Annotated in this window: 19 protein-coding genes; 8 read left to right on the top strand and 11 right to left on the bottom strand. The window is 38.2% G+C overall.

From position 1 onward, the window contains the following. Window positions 1–249 precede the first annotated feature (249 nt). Genes FHK88_RS08390 through FHK88_RS08380 form a run of 3 tightly spaced genes read left to right on the top strand, consistent with a single transcriptional unit; the run spans window position 250 to window position 2,672 of the window. A complete protein-coding gene (locus tag FHK88_RS08390; protein WP_227430288.1) occupies window positions 250–1,482 on the top strand; it encodes a homoserine kinase in 1,233 nt (410 codons plus the stop codon). Window positions 1,483–1,505: 23 nt separating this feature from the next. Next, window positions 1,506–1,775, top strand: a complete 270-nt coding sequence (locus FHK88_RS08385) for a hypothetical protein (protein ID WP_227430287.1) — start codon at window positions 1,506–1,508, stop codon at window positions 1,773–1,775. Then, window positions 1,776–2,672: a class II glutamine amidotransferase gene (locus FHK88_RS08380; RefSeq protein ID WP_227430286.1), complete on the top strand. Its 897-nt coding sequence runs from the start codon at window positions 1,776–1,778 to the stop codon at window positions 2,670–2,672. A 354-nt stretch (window positions 2,673–3,026) separates the two neighbouring features. Here FHK88_RS08380 and FHK88_RS08375 read toward each other — a convergent pair whose 3' ends face one another. The 5 genes from FHK88_RS08375 to FHK88_RS08355 all read right to left on the bottom strand — a co-directional run bounded on the left by FHK88_RS08375 (window position 3,027) and on the right by FHK88_RS08355 (window position 6,746). Then, on the bottom strand, window positions 3,027–3,575 hold the full coding sequence (locus FHK88_RS08375; RefSeq protein WP_227430285.1) for a YchJ family protein: 549 nt from the start codon (window positions 3,573–3,575) through the stop codon (window positions 3,027–3,029). 44 nt (window positions 3,576–3,619) lie between these two features. Continuing rightward, window positions 3,620–4,345: a metal-dependent hydrolase gene (locus FHK88_RS08370; protein ID WP_227430284.1), complete on the bottom strand. Its 726-nt coding sequence runs from the start codon at window positions 4,343–4,345 to the stop codon at window positions 3,620–3,622. Between the two features lie 64 nt (window positions 4,346–4,409). Next, window positions 4,410–4,706: a 4a-hydroxytetrahydrobiopterin dehydratase gene (locus FHK88_RS08365; protein ID WP_227430283.1), complete on the bottom strand. Its 297-nt coding sequence runs from the start codon at window positions 4,704–4,706 to the stop codon at window positions 4,410–4,412. Window positions 4,707–5,245: 539 nt separating this feature from the next. Then, window positions 5,246–6,127 carry a substrate-binding periplasmic protein gene (locus tag FHK88_RS08360; protein ID WP_227430282.1) on the bottom strand — a complete coding sequence of 294 codons (882 nt, stop codon included), beginning with the start codon at window positions 6,125–6,127 and terminating at the stop codon, window positions 5,246–5,248. Between the two features lie 337 nt (window positions 6,128–6,464). After that, window positions 6,465–6,746 carry a GNAT family N-acetyltransferase gene (locus FHK88_RS08355; protein ID WP_227430281.1) on the bottom strand — a complete coding sequence of 94 codons (282 nt, stop codon included), beginning with the start codon at window positions 6,744–6,746 and terminating at the stop codon, window positions 6,465–6,467. Between the two features lie 305 nt (window positions 6,747–7,051). On the opposite strand from FHK88_RS08355, the gene ettA reads away from it, so the two are divergent. After that, window positions 7,052–8,713, top strand: a complete 1,662-nt coding sequence (ettA, locus tag FHK88_RS08350; RefSeq protein WP_227430280.1) for an energy-dependent translational throttle protein EttA — start codon at window positions 7,052–7,054, stop codon at window positions 8,711–8,713. A 120-nt stretch (window positions 8,714–8,833) separates the two neighbouring features. Here the strand turns inward: ettA and FHK88_RS08345 are convergent, their stop codons facing one another. Both FHK88_RS08345 and FHK88_RS08340 read right to left on the bottom strand, forming a co-directional pair. After that, window positions 8,834–9,595 carry a tRNA(His) guanylyltransferase Thg1 family protein gene (locus tag FHK88_RS08345; RefSeq protein WP_227430279.1) on the bottom strand — a complete coding sequence of 254 codons (762 nt, stop codon included), beginning with the start codon at window positions 9,593–9,595 and terminating at the stop codon, window positions 8,834–8,836. 12 nt (window positions 9,596–9,607) lie between these two features. Then, complete coding sequence (locus tag FHK88_RS08340; protein WP_227430278.1) at window positions 9,608–10,075, bottom strand: ATP-binding protein; 468 nt, start codon at window positions 10,073–10,075, stop codon at window positions 9,608–9,610. A gap of 249 nt (window positions 10,076–10,324) precedes the next feature. On the opposite strand from FHK88_RS08340, the gene FHK88_RS08335 reads away from it, so the two are divergent. From FHK88_RS08335 to FHK88_RS08325, 3 genes are all read left to right on the top strand, one after another. Beyond that, complete coding sequence (locus tag FHK88_RS08335) at window positions 10,325–10,747, top strand: hypothetical protein (RefSeq protein WP_227430277.1); 423 nt, start codon at window positions 10,325–10,327, stop codon at window positions 10,745–10,747. A 329-nt stretch (window positions 10,748–11,076) separates the two neighbouring features. Beyond that, a complete protein-coding gene (locus FHK88_RS08330) occupies window positions 11,077–11,499 on the top strand; it encodes a hypothetical protein (protein WP_227430276.1) in 423 nt (140 codons plus the stop codon). A 93-nt stretch (window positions 11,500–11,592) separates the two neighbouring features. After that, window positions 11,593–12,021, top strand: coding sequence for a hypothetical protein (locus FHK88_RS08325; RefSeq protein ID WP_227430275.1), 429 nt, complete (start codon window positions 11,593–11,595; stop codon window positions 12,019–12,021). Window positions 12,022–12,189: 168 nt separating this feature from the next. On the opposite strand, the gene FHK88_RS08320 is transcribed toward FHK88_RS08325, so the two are convergent. The 4 genes from FHK88_RS08320 to plsB form a co-directional block, all read right to left on the bottom strand. After that, a complete protein-coding gene (locus FHK88_RS08320) occupies window positions 12,190–13,590 on the bottom strand; it encodes a hypothetical protein (RefSeq protein ID WP_227430274.1) in 1,401 nt (466 codons plus the stop codon). A 216-nt stretch (window positions 13,591–13,806) separates the two neighbouring features. Beyond that, window positions 13,807–14,520 (bottom strand): hypothetical protein, encoded by a 714-nt coding sequence (locus tag FHK88_RS08315; RefSeq protein WP_227430273.1) that lies wholly within the window; start codon window positions 14,518–14,520, stop codon window positions 13,807–13,809. Window positions 14,521–14,572: 52 nt separating this feature from the next. Beyond that, window positions 14,573–14,773 carry a hypothetical protein gene (locus tag FHK88_RS08310; RefSeq protein ID WP_227430272.1) on the bottom strand — a complete coding sequence of 67 codons (201 nt, stop codon included), beginning with the start codon at window positions 14,771–14,773 and terminating at the stop codon, window positions 14,573–14,575. A 56-nt stretch (window positions 14,774–14,829) separates the two neighbouring features. After that, a complete protein-coding gene (gene plsB, locus FHK88_RS08305) occupies window positions 14,830–17,526 on the bottom strand; it encodes a glycerol-3-phosphate 1-O-acyltransferase PlsB (RefSeq protein WP_227430271.1) in 2,697 nt (898 codons plus the stop codon). Between the two features lie 268 nt (window positions 17,527–17,794). Here plsB and FHK88_RS08300 point away from each other — a divergent pair, with 268 nt between their 5' ends. Then, window positions 17,795–18,727 carry an acyl-CoA thioesterase gene (locus FHK88_RS08300; RefSeq protein WP_227430270.1) on the top strand — a complete coding sequence of 311 codons (933 nt, stop codon included), beginning with the start codon at window positions 17,795–17,797 and terminating at the stop codon, window positions 18,725–18,727. Window positions 18,728–18,772: the final 45 nt, after the last annotated feature.

The raw sequence follows: 18,772 nt of genomic DNA, 5'->3' as shown, positions 1-18,772 counted from the left end.
TTATTATTATAGGAGTCATCATTGTTGCTAGAAGAGAGATAGCCATTATTAAAAACTTTGTATAGCTAAATGTAAATGTCTGAGAGGACGTTTTTAAGTCATTCATTACACTTCCTTGTAGTATTATTTTTTAGTTATGAATACAGTGTAACTTAATATTGTACATAGAACCAGAATAGACAGGTGTCAATCCGCAACTTTTCGGTATAATGTAAGCATAACTTTTGCAAATAAACTCAAGAGAATCCCATGTCCGTCTATACCCAACTAACCACCGAACAATTCAGAAATTTTTGTCAACAATTTGGCGTAGCATTTGCCAAAGCCATTCCCATCACCCAAGGCATTAAAAATTCTAACTGGTTTATCCAAACCACTGAGGATAAAGAGGGTGAGTATTCTTACGTTTTTACCTTATTTGAAGAGCGTAAACCGCACGAAATTGAGAAAATGGCGGTGATTTTAAACCAATTAAAAGGACAACTGCCTGTTGCCTCACCGCTTGCTAAAGTCAATAACCCCAAAGAGTTTGTCGCTTATTTTGATAACAAAGCCATCACCCTTGTACCAAAATTATCAGGCACACACCCAAAAGTTGCCACCATTGATATGTGTGAACAGATGGGCGAGGCATTGGCGGTGTTACATCAGACGCTCAGCACGCTAACCCCTGCTGAAAATTATGGCGTAGAGCTGTATCCGTGGCATTTGGTGCGTGACCGCGAAACCCAATATATGCCTGCTGATGAGGCAAGGCTTATGCACGATATTTGGTCAGCTTATGAGGCGTTGCCGTTGGCGAGTTTGCCCAAAGGTTTGTGTCATTTGGATATGTTTGCCGATAATACTTTATGGGATTTTCATAGCACGCCAGACACGCCAAAATTGACGGGATTGCTTGATTTTACTGAGGTTAGCGTTGAGCATTATGTGATGGATATTGCCATTACCATCAATGATTTTTGTACCACATGGGGCAATGCTGAGCATGGTGAAAAGGTTGAATTTGATGAGGCAAAAAAACACGCCTTTTTACGGGGTTATCAACGCCAACGCCCATTGACTCCCGCAGAGAGCAAAGCCTTGCCAATCATGCTTGCTCAAGCGTCAGTGATTTTTTGGTTGTTACGCCTAAACGTCATTTATTACAATCGCCAACAAGGTCGCACTGGCGATAATATTATGGTCAAAAATCCTGATTTGATGAAGCGTCTAGCGTCTTATCATTGGGAACAAGTGGAAAAGTCGCAGGCACAAATTCAATATGTTTATTTATTACAGCATCTGCCTGATAGAGATACCGATAAAGAAGATATGGCAAGGTTAAAAATAATTGGTATTTTTGATAGTGAACAGCAAGCAGAAATGGCAGTAGAACAATTAAAAACTCAGACAGGATTTAAAGATTATCCTAATGATTTTGTTATTGTTAAATATGCGATTAATGAGCTGGATTGGTCAGAAGGATTTGGTGGTAATTAAATTTATTTTTTAAGGAAAGAAATATGAGCGATAAAGTAGATAACTGGCAAAAACTGGCACAATATGACACCAATATTCAAGGTGAATTGCATGCCAATTTATTAAAAAATAATGGTATTCATGTGTCTATGCAGGCATTAAGTGCTATCCCCGGCATGAACTCTGGAGCAGTGCTTTGGGTGCAACAAGAAGAATTTGCCCAAGCTAAGCGTATTTTGGATAGCATTGCTGATGGGGTTGATGATGATTTTGAAAGTGACTTTGGAAATAATAGTAATAATGGTGATGAATAAATGTGCCAACTTTTAGGAATGAACGCCAATACGCCAACTGATATTGGCTTTAGCTTTGCAGGATTTCGCAAGCGTGGTGGGCTAACAGACCACCATGAGGACGGCTTTGGTATCGCCTTTTTTGAGCCTGCCGACTGTAGCAGTATGCAAACCAAAACAGGGTTGCGACTGTTTCATGACAATCAGCCCAGCAGTCAATCGCCTGTTGCCGATTTGATTAACAATTATCCCATCAAAGCCACTAATGTCATCGCTCATATTCGTAAAGCCACCCAAGGCAAAAACTGTCTGGCAAATACGCACCCTTTTGTGCGTGAAGTCTGGGGGGAGGAATGGGTATTTGCCCATAATGGTCAGATGAATAGCAACTTCGTGCGTCGTTGTGAGCGTTTGCAAAATAATGGCAATGCTGAATATTGCCAACCTGTCGGCAATACCGATTCGGAAATGGCGTTTTGTTATTTGATTAATCGGCTTAAATCCACCTTTAAAAAACGCCCTGATGAGGCAACTTTGTTTGCTTTTTTGACCGCTCAATGTCGTTATTTGTCTGCTAATGGTTTGTTTAATTGTTTGCTATCCAATGGCGATTGGCAATTGGCTTATGCAGGCAGTTTGCTGTTTTATCTGACCCGCCAAGCTCCCTTTGGTGAGGCACGTCTGGCTGATGAGGACATGGCGATTAATTTTAAAGATATTACGGGTGATAATGATAAAACCACGATATTAGTGACCATTCCGTTAACTGAAAATGAGGATTGGCAACAGCTTGCGGTCAATGAATGTGTAATTTTCCGAGATGGGCAAGTATTGCATCGAGATACGCCAAGTTTGCGTAAATATCTAACCATTGAAGAAGGCATTGCTATTGCTAGGGAAGTTGGGGCGAGTGTGTAGCTGTGTCTAGCTTATCAGATGTGATGGCTTGTTTATTATTTATACTCATCATAGCTTGGAATATTTTAATCAGTTTATTATTTAAAAGATTAAAAACACACCACCCACAAAAATTTAAACAATTAGGTCGCCCTAGTATATGGAGACGATATCCTCGACCTAATTTTTTAACGATAGATTTTATTTGGTCAAGAGAGTATGAGCTATTATATGATAAAGAGTTAAATCGTCTTTGTAGATTGATAAAAAAATTTATGATTATTGCCATTGTCATTATTACTTTAACGGTTCTTATTATATTGATTCAGTAAAAATAAATGGTTAATACTTTCTTAGAAGACTTGATATAAAAAATCATAAAAACTGCCCACAACATCTTTTAAACTTTTCCCCTGAGCCACAAATACAAGGTTGTTTTTGGCTTATGGATAGATTTACCGTTGGGTCAACAAAAAACCATTTTTCTAGGGCTTTTCCTTCCGCTATTTTATCACCACTTTTTACCTTTATTTTTACAAAGGTAGATAGTTCATGATGACATTGTAAGCCCTCAGCGGTTGTAAAATACGCTTTAAACTCAACTTGAGCATGGCGTTTGCCAATTTTGGGATTATGATGAACGATTTCTAATCCTGCCCAATCCGTCTGTTTTGCCCAAGTTTTAATTGCCGATTTATCCAATAATGGCTGTTGGCTTGGTAATGTGGTCGCTACGATATAATCAATATTTTGCAAGACAAAGGCACTGTAACGTGAGCGCATTAGCTGTTCGGCAGTGGTGGCAAATTGTTGTCCTGTTTGGAATGATTGGTGTAATGGCTGGCAACAATCCGCATAGCTTCTTGTTAAGGTATTAATACTATAAGTATGTTGAGAGCATGGGCAGGGAGTATTTGGATTCATATCAATGCGTGTATTATTGTTGAATGTTTTCGATCTGATTGGCGTTATAAGATACTGATTAGTTGAGAGAAAAACTCTTGTGGTAGTAGTCCTTTTTTTAGTAAAAACCAAGTAATAGGATCAGTTAGGTGATTCCAAAGCGGGGCAAATGGTGGTGCGATAAAAAGTAAAGTAGCCAGTAGTGCATAAAGTACCATATAGTAGGGTTGCTGTTTGTGTTGATAAAACTTCATCGCTGTTCCTGATGAGCGTTTTAAACGGCGATTTAATAAGTCAACACTGTACGCCTCATCTAAACCCAAATGTACCATTGCCCCTATGAATAAAAACAGTCCATAAAACCAACTAGTAATGGTAGGTGTACCCAGAAGATAAAAGTTAATACAGACTAATCCTAGCGATAAGATTGCCATATAAGGCACAGAATGGATAATTCCTCGGTGGACAGTCAGTTTGGTAAAGAGTGAAAAGACACCATAACGCATGATGCCATATGCAGAGAGCCACAATGCAAATAGTGAGAGTAAGGACAGAGAGCTACGCCAGTGTATCACCAGTATAAAAGCGACCATTAACGATGCTGCATCAAACCCAAGTTTAATCGGTGTTGAATTGTCAGAGTCTATATCAGGTAACAGTCCACCTACTGTACCAATAGCAACACAAATTAGAAACTCATGGTTATCAAGTAGCCCTGCTTTATAGCTGATTAGGCTAAGTACCCCACTGACAGCAAATGCGCCATTTAGATGTGTTTTAAAGTTTGCCATAGAAAGGCTAGCTAGCTATCAAGTTGAGAGACAAAGTTTTATACGCCAAAAGTTTACAAGCTAATTAAGCTGGTCGTTTTGGTGTAAGCACCTCTTCCATACGTTTTGCTAGTCGAATATCATGGCTTGTAATACCGTTAACATCATGAGTAGTTAAACGTACCATGACTTCATTATAGATATTCTTCCACTCTGGATGGTGCTCTAGCTTTTCAGCATGAAAGGCAACAGCATTCATAAAGCTCATGGCCTCGATAAAATCATTAAAAACAAAAGTTTTTACAATACTATTGCCTTCTTGTTGCCAGCCTTGGAGGTCTTGTAGTTGTAAGGCAACTTGGTCATCGGTTAAGTGGCTCATATGTGTATCCTTTTAATCATCTAATTAAGAAATAAAAATAGAAATGGCAAAGCTTTCATATTGTTTTATACAAATATTTGTTTAATGGAGTCTTTGTTTGACACTTTCTATATGAATTTGAGTTCATTATAGCCAAACCGACATACATTGACTATGGTATTGATGTGATATTTAGATTTATTATGCGTTGTTTTGTGCAACGTCGCTAACAAAAATATTATGTATGCTTGTTTGCTAGATAGAGCAACGACAGTTTCTTATGATTAAGATAGCTCTCTACTATGTCTGGTATACAGTAAAGATAAGATTTATCAAAGGGGTGATGGTAGCTGTTGAACATTCATCTTTATAGGAAGAACTGAGATACCGATTTTAATAAGTAGAGTCTTAGTCAAGGCAATGAACGGGTTAATATCCTGATATTAACCCGTTCATTCATGCAAAATAAGGTGAGTTTCAGCGCTGTTCTTCTTATTAATATAAACTTAATGGGATAGATATCCAACAGAGCTTAGTTTGCCAGTCTGATTTAGTACACCTTATTGACCGAACCATTTTTGCTCAAGTGCTTGATATGTCCCATCTGCTTTGATGTTTTTAAGACCCAAATTAACTTTTTGTACCAAATCATCATCACGATCTTTAGCAAATAAGATACCATATGGCTCTGCTGGTAGTTGCTGATCTTTATAGACTTTCAAATTTAAGTCGTTTAGATCTTTTGCGTAATAACTGAGTACAGGTGCATCACCAAGAGCATAGTCTGACTTATCTTGGATAACTTGTTCGATAGTTCTATATGGTGTCTCAACATATTGGATATGAGCCTTGTCAGGGATAATATCTTCAATCAGTTCAGCAGATGTACCATTGGCAATGACAGAGACGTTATATGAGCTTAGGTCTTTTAGATTGGTAATTTCAGGCTTATCTGCTTTGGCGAGTACGGCTTTGTGAGAATGATAATATGGCTCACTAAACTGCATAGTTTCCTGTCTTTCTGGTGTGATAGATATGCCTGAAATTGCCATATCATATTTATGTTCCATAATCCCTTCGTATATTTCATCTCTGGGCACGACGGCAAAGGTAATATTAAAATTTTGATCTTTAGCAATGGCATTGAGAGTATCGATATCAAAGCCCGTTAGCTTGAGTTGTTCGTCACGTAATACAAATGGCTTAAAGATTTTGACAGTTGCTACGACATAATTTGGTTTATTATTATCAGGGCTCGTATTGGCAGTTTCTTGCGCTTTATTATTGGTTGTAGATTTTGATGCAGATTGCTGGGTTGTATTATCACTTTGAGCGGTATTGCTTTGGGTAGTGTTGTTGGTCGAGTTCGAACAACCAGTAAGTAAAAATAGAGATGATGAAAGTAGCGCCAATAATAAACGTGAGGAGCTTGTAGATAGCATAAAAGTTCTCCATACTCTGAAACTGTAAGATAATTAAAACAGCATAATCCCTGCTGTTTTTCATAATTCCTTAATATAAACAAGGCATTATAAAATGTTTTATAGAAAATCTACAAGATAAGAAGAAAGATAAAATCAAAAAATCCAGTCATCAAGATAGGGTTGACAAGGCGTGTAGGCAAGTTAGCTCTAAGGTATTGAGCTATTCTAATATAGAAGGGAAACAGGTTATTTGTTTAGCCTCTGATAAGATTGCAGAAGTTTTGCAATCTTATGTTCAGAATATCGCTATTAATATGATTTTTGTCTGTTACGGATAAGCAGTACTAGAGGCGAGTTATAGTAGTAGGTCTTGATATTTAGGGTGTTTTTTAATATAGGCTGCCACAAAAGAGCATTGAGGAATGACTTTTTTGTTAGTGGCATAGGCATAGTCTAGTGCATTTTTTACTAATGCTGAGCCAATACCTTGCCCGCCTAACTCACTAGGTACAATGGTATGATCATAGATAAGGGTATCATCTTGCTCTTGATAGCTGATATAGCCAGTATGTCCATCAATAGTCGTTTCAAAGCGGTTTTGTGCGTCATTATGAGTGATGGTTAGAGGTTTATTCATGAGTTACACCTTATAATGTATCCTTGTAAAATGGCATCGCCATTACTCTACTGTAATAGATATAATAAGAGAAATAAAGATAATTTTTTGCTTGGTTTTAGTTGTTTATTAGGTTGCATTTTTTATATTAGTATTGTCACAAGTCATAAATACCAACAAGTAAAGTAAGTTAAGGTGCTAATCTGATAGTAAATATGCGATAATATAAAGACGTATCTATTTGACAAAATGGCAGTTACCAGCCCTAATTTTTATTTGTAAGTAGTAAACACACCTTAAAATTAAACTTGATAAATGGAGTGTCAATGGCACAGTATATTTATACCATGAACAATGTTTCAAAACTTGTTCCCCCAAAACGTGAAATCTTAAAAAATATCAACTTATCCTTTTTCCCCGGTGCCAAAATTGGTGTTTTAGGGATTAATGGTGCGGGTAAATCTACCTTGCTTCGTATTATGGCAGGCGTGGATACAGAATATAGTGGTGAGGCACGCGCCCAGACTGGCACTAAAGTCGGCTATCTACCCCAAGAGCCACAGCTGGATGAAAGTAAAGATGTACGTGGTAATGTCGAAGATGGTATGCGTGAGGCACTAGATGCACTGGCACGTCTTGATGAGATTTATGCAGAATATGCCCTACCGGATGCTGATTTTGATAAATTGGCAGAAGAGCAGGGCAAAATGGAAGACATCATTCAGGCATGGGACGCCCATAACCTAAATACACAGCTAGAAAAAGCGGCTGATGCCTTGCGCCTGCCGCCTTGGGATGCTGAGGTAAGCAAGCTATCTGGTGGTGAAAAGCGTCGTATCGCTTTATGCCGTCTGCTTTTATCTCGCCCTGATATGTTGCTATTAGATGAGCCAACCAACCATTTGGACGCAGAGTCAGTTGCTTGGCTTGAGCAATTCTTGCAAAATTACAGTGGCACGATTGTAGCGATTACCCATGACCGCTATTTCTTAGATAATGTTGCTGAATGGATTTTAGAGCTTGACCGAGGTCATGGCTATCCTTATGAAGGTAACTATACTGAGTGGCTAGAGCAGAAAAACAAACGCTTAGAGCAAGAACAAAAGCAAGAAGAGTCTTTTGCCAAAGCATTAAAACAAGAGCTTGACTGGATTCGTAAAAATCAAAAAGGTCAGCAAGCTAAGTCTAAATCACGTATTCAACGCTTTGAGGAATTAAACTCCAAAGAGTTCCAGCAACGCAATGAAACGGCAGAAATTTATATTCCACCCGGTCCTCGTTTGGGTAATAAAGTCATCGAAGTGAATAATATTTCAAAATCTTTTGGTGACCGTCTGCTTTACGAAAACCTATCATTTAATGTGCCACCTGCGGCCATTGTTGGTATCATCGGTCCTAATGGTGCGGGTAAAACCACCTTATTTAATATGATTACGGGCAAAGATACACCAGATACAGGTAGTGTTGAGTTGGGTGAAAGTGTCAGCGTTGCCTATGTTGGGCAGGTACGTGACAACTTAGATGATAATAAAACAGTTTGGGAAGAAGTGTCTGACGGTTTGGATATCATTAAAGTTGGTGAGTATGAAACGCCAAGCCGAGCTTATATCGGACGCTTTAACTTTAAAGGTCAAGACCAACAAAAACGTGTTGGTAGTCTCTCTGGTGGTGAGCGTAACCGTCTGCAACTGGCAAAAACCCTCAAACAAGGGGCGAATGTTATCTTACTTGACGAACCATCAAATGACCTTGATGTCGAAACCTTACGTGCATTAGAAGAAGCCATTCAAGTCTTCCCCGGTACAGTGATGGTGGTCTCGCATGACCGTTGGTTCTTAGACCGTATTGCTACCCATATCTTGGCGTTTGAAGAAGAAGGTCCTATCTGGTTTGATGGGAACTATTCTGAGTTTGAAGCGTATCGCAAAAAGCAGTTGGGAGCAGATGCCGCACCTAAGCGTATGAAATATAAAAAGATTAGTAAATAGTTTATATAAGTAGTATAAGCTGTTTCTGTAAAGTAAAAAGCAAGTCACTGTATCAGTTATGGTATCAGTGGCTTGCTTTTTTATGGCTTAGATTTTAATGAATAATACTTTAAATTTTTCCTAATTATTTTCTAATAACCCCAAAATAAACTGCCCATAATCCTCACCCAATAATAACTGCTCATCGGCAACAATTTCTCGGCGAGTGGTGGTGGTAGGTTGCTTAGTCATTGGGTTAAAGCCTTGTTTTTCTACCTCTGCCCAATACAATCCTGTGCCTCGTTTTTGCCAATTAGGCAAATCATTAAAATTTATCTGATTGGCAAATAACAACTCGTGTTTATTGGCTAAAGGTTTGCCTGCCATCTGCTTGGTTGCCTCAGTTGCATTGACCCCTTGATGACGTAATAGCCAATAGCAATGGGCGTTTAAGCTGTTGCGATGAGCGTCCTCTTGTCGCCAACAAAAATAATCTTTGACCAGCTCTTTATTGGGCAGTTGGCACACTCGGGCATCAAAGCATGCCAAATCGCCTAAGGTCAAACTAAAAAAGCCACTGGCTTCACCTGCCAATACCGAATTGATTTTGCGTTGCTTGCGTTTAAAGGTGTCCTCGTCAGGGTGAAATAGCAACGAAATTTCATCACTTTGAGTATAAGCATAAATGACATTAAAGCCACAATTCATCAAATGATGGCAGGTTTTTACCATCACCTCATGAAAGCGAATATCAAATGGGGCTTGCAGTTGCCAAGTCTCTTTGGTTTTTTTGGTAAAACCGCGCCCATCAAGGCGAACAACTAAATACACCTCTGGAGGAATACACAAATCATAAGCGGTTTCATAAACTCGTAGTTTTTTATCTAACTCTTCAAAGCGCATGGTTATTTCTCATTATTGCTCAGTAACATTTTCAGTTGATTGTGGATTAACGGCATTAATAATAAACTCATTATCAATTAATTGTACCTGATAAATTTTATCAAAGCCTTCCTCAAAGCTGGGTGGGGTTAGTTTTTTAAATGTGCCTTTTACCCCAACCTCAGGGATTTTTGCTTTGCCAGTGCGTGCATTATTACGAGCCAATGCTTCATCAAACGGGCAATCAAAATAATAAGCAATGATTTCAAAATGATGAGCAATCGCTTGGCTAATATAAGGTTGGCGATGGTTTGGGGTGGCATTGGTTTTATCAATGACGGTTTTGGTTTTGCTGGTTAAACACGCTTCAAATAAAATCTGCTCACGACGACGAGTTTTTAGCATATCACCATTAATACGCATATGCGTATCACTAAACTGCTGTTTAAAAAAGGTCGATTTACCCGCCCCTTGAATACCAATAAAAATGATTAGTTGCATGGTTTGTAAGTCTTGATGATAAAAAAATAGTGTTGCAAAATAATGGCTATTTTACAACACTTAAATTTTGCACAATTTAGCTTAGCTTTTACGCTACTTCCACCACCTCACACGCCATTTTTTCGATTTTTGTCAGTTTATGGCGTAAGTTTTCTTGTAGTAACTCGACAATATCCTTTGCTAATTGCCCTTCTATTACCACTTAGGTATTATGCTGAGTAAAAGATTCATATCAAAGGCAAAATTAAAATGGAAGAATATAAATTATCACGGTTTTCGCCCTCTAATGAAATAATAGACTATATGAGGTCGTTAGATAATGACAGGGTAGTATCATTTATACTACAAAATACTGAAGATTATGGCTTATATATGCTTACCCTCTTAGAGGAGATTGCAAAGAAAGAAAATACCTCTTTTTGGTACATTCAGTTAGGGGCACTGTGTACGGCGAATTTATGTTATATAGATGGTGCTAATCACTCTGCTTTGTATTATTACAACAAAGCTCATGAGTTAGAGCCTAGAGATGTTTCTTTGCTTAATGGCATCCTATGGTTTGGTGAAGCACCAGATTATATATTAACTGAAGAGCAAAAGAAGCACTATGCCAGCAAACTCTTGGAATTAGAGCCTGAGAATGAAAAAGCATTAGCTATTATTAATTCATAATTATTGAGTTATGGATGCAATACAAGTGTAAATTGTCCACTTATAAAATATATCATCAATATAAAACAACCCAACCACCTGTCTGTTCCCTATACACAGATCAACAGGTGGTTGGGTTTTTTTAAGTAGAAGTCCCTAAAAACAGAGGGCTAGGGGAAGGGTAAAGTTTTACACTACTTCCACCACCTCACACGCCATTTTCTCGATTTTTGTCAGTTTATGACGCAAGTTTTCTTGTAGTAACTCGACAATATCCTTTGCTAATTGCCCTTCTATTACCACTTAGGTATTATGCTGAGTAAAAGATTCATATCAAAGGCAAAATTAAAATGGAAGAATATAAATTATCACGGTTTTCACCGCATAATGAGATATTAGATTACATTATGGCGTTAGATGAAGATGGTGTAACTGCATTCATGATGAACAACTTTGAGGATTATGGTATATACTTATTAACTCTTTTAGAAGAAATTGCGAAGAAAGAAAATACTGCTTTTTGGTATATTAAATTAGGAGTATTATGTACAGCATTTTTAACTCACTTAGAGGGTGCCACTTTCTCTGCCTTATATTATTACAACAAAGCTCATGAGTTAGAGCCTAGGGATATTTCTTTGATCAATGGCATCCTAAGCTTTGGTGAAGCACCAGATTATATATTAACTGAAGAGCAAAAGAAGCACTATGCTACCAAACTCTTGGAATTAGAGCCTGAGAATGAAAAAGCATTAGCTATTATTAATTCATAATGGTGTAACCAAAGCTGTTGAGATACCCTGCTTTATTGATAGTAGTGGAAATTATTTCATTAGTATAGGTTGGGTTAAAAATTAGGATCTCTTATGAACCATAGAGAAATATTTCTAAATAATGAATATGAAAGTATATTTAGAGTACTTATAAGCCTTGAGAATGATGAAGAATCAGTAAAAAAATTATTTTTTGATTTAAAAGATGACTGTGGGCTATTTGCTTTAGGTTTGATAGTTGAAGTCGCATATAAAAGAAATATATCTTTTTGGTTTGAGATGATTTCATTTCTGTACCAGTTTTTTTATCATTATATTGATGGGTCTCAACAACTGTCTCTATATTATTTAATCAAAGCACATATGTTGGATAGTAATAATACTAATACCCTGCGTGCTATATTAGATTTTGGTGGTCCACCTGAAATTGTATTGACTGAAGAACAAAAGAAGTACTATGCCAGCAAACTTTTGGAGTTAGAGCCTGAGAATGAAAGAGCTTTAGCTATTATTAATTCATAATTATTGAGTTATGGATGCAATACAAGTGTAAATTGTCCACTTATAAAATATATCATCAATATAAAACAACCCAACCACCTGTCTGTTCCCTATACACAGCTCAACAGGTGGTTGGGTTTTTTTAAGTAGAAGTCCCTAAAAACAGAGGGCTAGGGGAAGAGTAAAGTTTTACACTACTTCTACCACCTCACACGCCATTTTTTCGATTTTTGTCAGTTTATGGCGTAAGTTCTCTTGTAGTAACTCGACAATATCCTCTGCTAATTGCCCCTCTATAACCACTTGGATATTATCGTATTCACACTGATAACGAATGCGTACACCATCAATCTCTACCACTGCATCGGCATGTAAATCCTCATAATCATGGCTGATGATGTCATGGTGAATTGGTGGAATACATAAACTTTGATAGCTATGCAAATCAGGCTTTCCGCCCAACGCTTCAGTGAGTTGTTGAACAGTCGATTGATATTCAGTGTTTATTTGCTGATATTCAGTTGAGGTGTCATTGTCTATTTTGGCTAATTGTTCCTCTAAATCAAGCAAATTTTTTATCTCATCAATATGCAAAAATTGCTGGTCTTTTCGTATCACATAAAACTGTTGCCACTGTCTATTGACTGGTGTTTGAGAAGCACGTTGAGGTTGTCGTTGACTTAGGTTTTTCCATTTTAAGGTGGATAAATTCAATGCCCATGTATCAATATTTTCCAGCAATGGCGTATCCTCACCAAGTCGCCGTCCACCGCTAATAATGATTTGTTTGTCTTTTAAGGTAGCGGTGTGTTTATTTATCCATGCTATGGGATAGATATTGTTATGTGTTTCAACCACTCTGATGGTATAACTATGGATATTTAACGCATAAACAGGCGTCGTTTGAAAACGTCTGTCTTCAGGATAACCGAGCGAACCGATAATAATAATCTCATCACCAACCAGTGTGGCACTGTGAAAGTCAGTGGGCGGAAATATGGATTTTGGATAACCATAAATTTCGATATTACCATCAGGATATTTGACCACCACATCATTATAAATACAAAAATCAGGGTCATAGCTGTCATCAAACTCGCCACCAATAAAGATAATTCGCCCATCTGGTAACGTGGTATGAGTTTGCCCCATACGCTCAAAGCACCACAGTGGCACTCTTTTATCAAATGGTGTATCACGGTTAGTTAAGGTGTCGTCATGGATTAACTGACGAATGTCGCATGCTGGTAATTCATGTCGAACGACCCACTGCCAATAAGGATTGGTGAGATTGGTGGGGTTTTGTTGTATGCGTTTATGACGCTCAGGGTAGTGCTTAGCGAGTCGATAATCGGCAATAAAGGGGTGTTTAAAGTCTTGATAGGCTTGCTGGAAGGTGAGTTTTTCACTATCAGATAAGGATTGATATTCAGCAATGGCAGGGTTTAGCCAGTGGTTATTTTGACAAGGATTTTGCTTATCAAAGTCAAAAATTGGCGTTTTAGCAGGTTGTAAGGAAGGTTTGATTTTGGAGGTTAAAGAATTTGAATCGCCAGTAAATTGGTTATCATCAAAAGTTTTCTCATTCATAATTAACTGTCGTAAACATGACGACAGGGAGGGGTCAGGTTAAAAAAGTCTTAGATAAGGTTGCTTATCTATAGTTGAGTGCATATATAGTTGGCTCAATACAAAACTATTACATCATCAGTCTAGATGGTAGCAAATTTCCATAGAGAAATGCAATTAAAAAACAATCAGATTAAGGGCTATTGGCGATTGGATAAGTAGAAGAAATAAAAAGTGCTACTGGTTACTTTCTTGACTGATATGCAAGGTTTTATTTTCACGTTGTCTAAAAAATCCTTCCTTTTTGATGGGCATTGTTACTGCTTGATTAAAAGATGGTGACGGGAATAATTGATTAGAGAGTAGAACCAAATTAGCACTGTTATTATAGATATTAGATACTTCTATTTTATTATAATTGCGACCAATGATTTTGCTAAATGGATATTGTTGATGGGTATGCACCGCAAAATAGTAGTTATCACCATCGACCATATACATATAAAAATTGGGTTTTACATCGGGTGCATATTGAGGGTCATAAAACTCATCAATCTGATGACCTAATCCTGCCTCTAATGTATCGACAAAGTTTTTCATTGAGTAAGTTTTGGCAGGTGGTGGAGGTGCTTGGGTAATATATTTTTGTTGTTGTGGCGTGGCAACAAAAACGTAAATGGGAACATCTGCTTGACCTTGGAATGGATAATGCCCTGTTTTTTGTTGATAATCTTCTATTTGCGTTACCCAGTATTTTAAATGTTGCAGTCTGATAATATCTGCATCTTGTTGAAAATCTTCTTCTGTTGATTGAAGGATGTGACTGGGAATTAAAGGAAGATGATTGTCAGTAGCAGTAGCTTGACTGGGCATAAGGGCATGGCTAGCCATTAGCAAAGATGTCAAAATGGCTTTGTTATTCAGGCTTTTGGTGCTTAAAAAAAACTGCATAATATTTACTCTAACTTATTTTGCCCAGTCAAATTTTTATGAAGTTAATTTTTTATTCAGTTAATGACACACCACTTTTATAAGTGCTCACATTATTAACAGCCACAAAAATTGATGCTGTATTTGGACTGCTTTGGTTAGAGTTTGTAGATACAGTAGCTAATTTAGATGCACTGTTTGAGTCATCTATTCCTAAACTTGCCATCAATTCTTCATCATCATAATCAATGTCATCATCGTCAAAGTGGTTCATTCCACAAGCATTGCACATATTTTTACCTCATTAAAGCCTTTATAGAAACGGAAACTTTAGCGTTTTAAGCTAAATTTACGTTGTTTCTTATTGTTAATTTCAGTGATGGCATGTTCAATTTCATCATCCGTTAAGCTGGCGACTTGCTCCAAGATTTGCATCATACTGGGACTGAGTACATAGCGAGCATGACGGGCAATATCTTGAATACGATGGTCAAATCTTAGTAGACCTGTTTCTTCTTCTTTTTGTAGATAATCCAGACGGATAAGTGCATTAACAAAGCTGGTAAATAATGCAGGATCAAAAAAGTCTGGAATACCATCAGCATAGAGTACAGACAAGCGTTGACCTAATAGATGCCCTAAATCAACCACTTGTTGTGCAGTCAAGTTACCTGAGCCTTGTTGTGCTAATAGTGCAAGAGTCATAAAGTAACGCTCAAGGCTTTGCTCAATGGGCGTGGCTAATACAGCAAGTTGCTGGTAAGGTTTGCTATTAATCTCAGGTACACCAAGCATATCATTACCAAGGTCGATAATTAGTCCATGTTCAATCAGATTATCAATTTTTTGGTGGACAATTTCTGTTAGGTTACGGGCAGGATAGTATAAGAACAGCTCACTTTGTAAAAATGGATAAAGCTGTACAACGATAGTATCTAAGCGTTTGCGCTCAATACGGTTATTTCTGGCAACCAATGCAGCTAAGAAAGACAGCAAGATAAAAACATGCAGAATATTATTGCGGAAATAGCTGAGTAATGGTGCTTGTTTATCTGTAATTTGAATGATATCACCGAGGATATGTGGGGTTCGTTCTATCAGTTTTAGCTTGATACCATAGTCAATGATAGCTTGCGGTGACTTATCTGTTACCGTGGTATCGCTATCATAGGGTAGTTCTTTGGCAAGTCGTTGATATAGGGCGATTTGCTCACGGCAGATATCTTCATCTAAGGCTGCTTTAGGAGCAGATAAAAGTACCAAAGATAACAGAGAAACAGGATTAACCACAGCTGCCTTATTAATGTGCTGCATGATTTTGACACCGATATTGTCAATCATTGCAGTTGCATTGTTCTCTAATGGCGTGTCGGTCCTATCAGCAGGCAAGCTATCGGCAGGCACATCAAATTTTCGCATAAATTCGCTAAGATGCAGGGGAGTACCAAAGCTTAAATGTACGTGCCCAAAAATGCGTTCAATCTTACGGCTGACCTTTAGCAAACTCATGATAGATTCAGACTCTTTTGGTTTGCCTTTAAGTTCACCAATATAAGTACCACCTTCCATGATACGTTCATAGCCAATATAAGTTGGAATAAAGACCACTGGCTTATTGCTATGACGTAACTGACTATGTACCGTCATTGCCAGCATTCCCATTTTAGGGGGTAGTAAGCGCCCAGAGCGTGAGCGACCACCCTCAATGAAGTATTCAATGGGTGTGTTACGGGTAATTAGTGTGTGTAAATATTCACGTAGTACCGCTGTGTATAAGGCATTACCTCGAAAACTACGGCGAATATAAAATGCCACGGCACCACGTAATAGAGGTCCTAAAACTGGTACGTCTAAATTATTGCCAGCTGCCACATAAGGTATGCTTAACCCTCGCTTATAAATGACGTAGGATAGTAGCAAATAGTCCACATGACTACGATGGCAAGGCACATAGATAATCTCATGATCTGTCGCCAGCTCTCGAACTCGCTCAAAGTGATGCACTTCAACACCATCATAAAGCTGTGTCCACAACCATGTTAAAAAGCGATCAAAAAAACGAATGATAGGATATGAGTAATCATTCACAATCTCATCAGCATAGCCGCGAGCAATGCGGCGAGCATCTCGTAGATTGATATTCTCTCTTTCTGCTTCTTGCTCACAAGCATGCTTAATGGCTGGTGAATAAATAAGCTTATCGACCAGATTGCGTCTATCAGATAAGTCTGGACCAAGCATGGTTGCACGTTGTTTATCTAAGTAGTGTCGGAGATTTTGCTGTACAAGTCGAGTGAGTTCCAGATTGGCTTGTGGGGCTGTTATTAAAGCCTTGCTTGTGGAAGGCATAGCCGCATTATCCGTACACTCTGCACTATGTATGGTTTGAATTAGTTGGCACAGGGATTGTGCAGGATGAAATTGTACAAAGGTATCTCGACCCATCACCCCAATGTTAAATAGTTGTTTGGTAATACTAGGGTCTTCCCAGTTATCTGCCATTAATAGTTTGAATAAGGAGTCTTCTTTTTCTGGCGCACGTCCCCATAAAATAGAAACAGGAACAATATTAATCTCTAGCTCTGGGTATTGTAGACAGGCGGTGACTAAACGATGTAGTCTTGGAGATATTTGAGACTCGGTCGCATGTGGATGATGTAAAAATATGATGGCAGCATTTTCGTGAATATGATGCGCCTCATCTTTTACTGCCACCAAGGCAGGAGGTAAGCGATGTTCATGTGTCTGTAAATCAATTAGGATACTGTTTGAACGAGAGTATTCTTGTAATACATAAAAAGTTAATGCTGGTGTATCTTGGTTGATCTCAGGTAGCTCACCAAAAACTTTTGGTTTTACTGCTACGCTTAATGCTTGTCCAGATAGTTTGCGATACAGCTGATTGACAGAGCGTCCAGATGCTGGAATCACCGATGGTCTGTCTTGGGATGTATGTCGTTTTTTTTGTGAGCCAACTAGGGCGTTTAAGGGTTTACGGAGACTATTTTTTAAAATCTTAGTAAGCATGAGTAATCGTCAAACTATAGTAAAAAAGATGTGTCTATGATGCCATAATTTTAGATAAAGTGATACGTTTGTACGCTCAGTTTTCTATCCATATGATACCGTTTATCAGGTAAAATACTGTCTATTTATTGCGAAAAATTAAATAAAACTAAACAGTCAGGGCGAATTTATTGAAAAGCTGTTAAGGTAGCAGCCATATGATTTTGACCATACCTTTTATGAACTATGACCACCTCATTTGCTAATTTTAGTTAGAGAGTAATCATCTATGTCACAAATGTCATTTGAGAACCAACATACTCCTCATTATGCCGCATTGGTAGAGCAACTGCTAAACACACTAAATATTACTCAGATTGAAGAAGATGTTTTTGAAGGGCAAAGTTATGACTATGTGGGAAAGCGTATTTTTGGTGGACAAGTACTAGCACAAGCAATGATGGCTGCTGCCAAGACATTAAATGAAGATAAGCCTTGCCACTCATTTCATGGTTATTTTCTGCGTAGTGGCAATATCAATCATCCTGTTATCTATCAAGTACGACGTTTGCGTGATGGGCGTAGCCTATCTGCTCGAGAAGTTATTGCTGTGCAATATAAGGAGTCTCAAACAGGAGAGCTGATTGAGCAGGTGATTTTTTCTATGATTGCCTCTTTTTCTCCCATGGAGGGAGGGTTAGATTATCAAGAGGAGATGCCAGCTTATCCACCACCAGAAGACTTGTTAACAGAGCAACGTCTAAAAGAAGCTTTTGTGGGGGATATCCCCGATGCACTAAAAGCACGTTTTATGCGCCATCGCCATGTTGAAATAAAACCTGTTAAACCTCGTAACCCTATTAATCCCAAGCCTATGCGCCCCAGACAAGCAAACTGGCTACGCATACATGAGCTAGGAGAGCAACCAACGGCAATACAGCAAGCCTTGCTGGCATTTTCCTCAGACTTTTACTTGGTGGGTACAGGACTGATGCCTCATGGTATTAGCTTTATGACCAAGGGGCTACAAGCTGCCAGTATTGACCATTCGATGCATTTTCATCGTCCCTTTGACCTTAATCAGTGGCTACTTTATGACATGTGGTGTGATACCACATCACATGCTAAGGGATTGAATCATGGACAGTTTTGGCAAGATGGTAAATTGGTTGCCACTGTGCAACAAGAAGGCTTAATGCGCTTACGTCAAGCAACCACATAAGCCAGCTTTTATTATTGGTAATGATTAAACTAATAAACTAAGCTA

This window comes from Psychrobacter sp. I-STPA6b, from assembly GCF_020662265.1.
Taxonomy (GTDB): Bacteria; Pseudomonadota; Gammaproteobacteria; order Pseudomonadales; family Moraxellaceae; genus Psychrobacter.
Note: the sequence above shows the minus strand (reverse complement) of the source record. Positions and strands in the feature narration are given on the sequence as shown.

What these genes read in the sequence shown, in the direction of transcription:
- FHK88_RS08390 (WP_227430288.1), top strand. Translation starts at nt 250, where the DNA reads ATGTCCGTCTATACCCAACTAACCACCGAACAATTCAGAAATTTTTGT.
- FHK88_RS08385 (WP_227430287.1), top strand. Translation starts at nt 1,506, where the DNA reads ATGAGCGATAAAGTAGATAACTGGCAAAAACTGGCACAATATGACACC.
- FHK88_RS08380 (WP_227430286.1), top strand. Translation starts at nt 1,776, where the DNA reads ATGTGCCAACTTTTAGGAATGAACGCCAATACGCCAACTGATATTGGC.
- FHK88_RS08375 (WP_227430285.1), bottom strand. Translation starts at nt 3,575, where the DNA reads ATGAATCCAAATACTCCCTGCCCATGCTCTCAACATACTTATAGTATT.
- FHK88_RS08370 (WP_227430284.1), bottom strand. Translation starts at nt 4,345, where the DNA reads ATGGCAAACTTTAAAACACATCTAAATGGCGCATTTGCTGTCAGTGGG.
- FHK88_RS08365 (WP_227430283.1), bottom strand. Translation starts at nt 4,706, where the DNA reads ATGAGCCACTTAACCGATGACCAAGTTGCCTTACAACTACAAGACCTC.
- FHK88_RS08360 (WP_227430282.1), bottom strand. Translation starts at nt 6,127, where the DNA reads ATGCTATCTACAAGCTCCTCACGTTTATTATTGGCGCTACTTTCATCA.
- FHK88_RS08355 (WP_227430281.1), bottom strand. Translation starts at nt 6,746, where the DNA reads ATGAATAAACCTCTAACCATCACTCATAATGACGCACAAAACCGCTTT.
- ettA (WP_227430280.1), top strand. Translation starts at nt 7,052, where the DNA reads ATGGCACAGTATATTTATACCATGAACAATGTTTCAAAACTTGTTCCC.
- FHK88_RS08345 (WP_227430279.1), bottom strand. Translation starts at nt 9,595, where the DNA reads ATGCGCTTTGAAGAGTTAGATAAAAAACTACGAGTTTATGAAACCGCT.
- FHK88_RS08340 (WP_227430278.1), bottom strand. Translation starts at nt 10,075, where the DNA reads ATGCAACTAATCATTTTTATTGGTATTCAAGGGGCGGGTAAATCGACC.
- FHK88_RS08335 (WP_227430277.1), top strand. Translation starts at nt 10,325, where the DNA reads ATGGAAGAATATAAATTATCACGGTTTTCGCCCTCTAATGAAATAATA.
- FHK88_RS08330 (WP_227430276.1), top strand. Translation starts at nt 11,077, where the DNA reads ATGGAAGAATATAAATTATCACGGTTTTCACCGCATAATGAGATATTA.
- FHK88_RS08325 (WP_227430275.1), top strand. Translation starts at nt 11,593, where the DNA reads ATGAACCATAGAGAAATATTTCTAAATAATGAATATGAAAGTATATTT.
- FHK88_RS08320 (WP_227430274.1), bottom strand. Translation starts at nt 13,590, where the DNA reads ATGAATGAGAAAACTTTTGATGATAACCAATTTACTGGCGATTCAAAT.
- FHK88_RS08315 (WP_227430273.1), bottom strand. Translation starts at nt 14,520, where the DNA reads ATGCAGTTTTTTTTAAGCACCAAAAGCCTGAATAACAAAGCCATTTTG.
- FHK88_RS08310 (WP_227430272.1), bottom strand. Translation starts at nt 14,773, where the DNA reads ATGAACCACTTTGACGATGATGACATTGATTATGATGATGAAGAATTG.
- plsB (WP_227430271.1), bottom strand. Translation starts at nt 17,526, where the DNA reads ATGCTTACTAAGATTTTAAAAAATAGTCTCCGTAAACCCTTAAACGCC.
- FHK88_RS08300 (WP_227430270.1), top strand. Translation starts at nt 17,795, where the DNA reads ATGTCACAAATGTCATTTGAGAACCAACATACTCCTCATTATGCCGCA.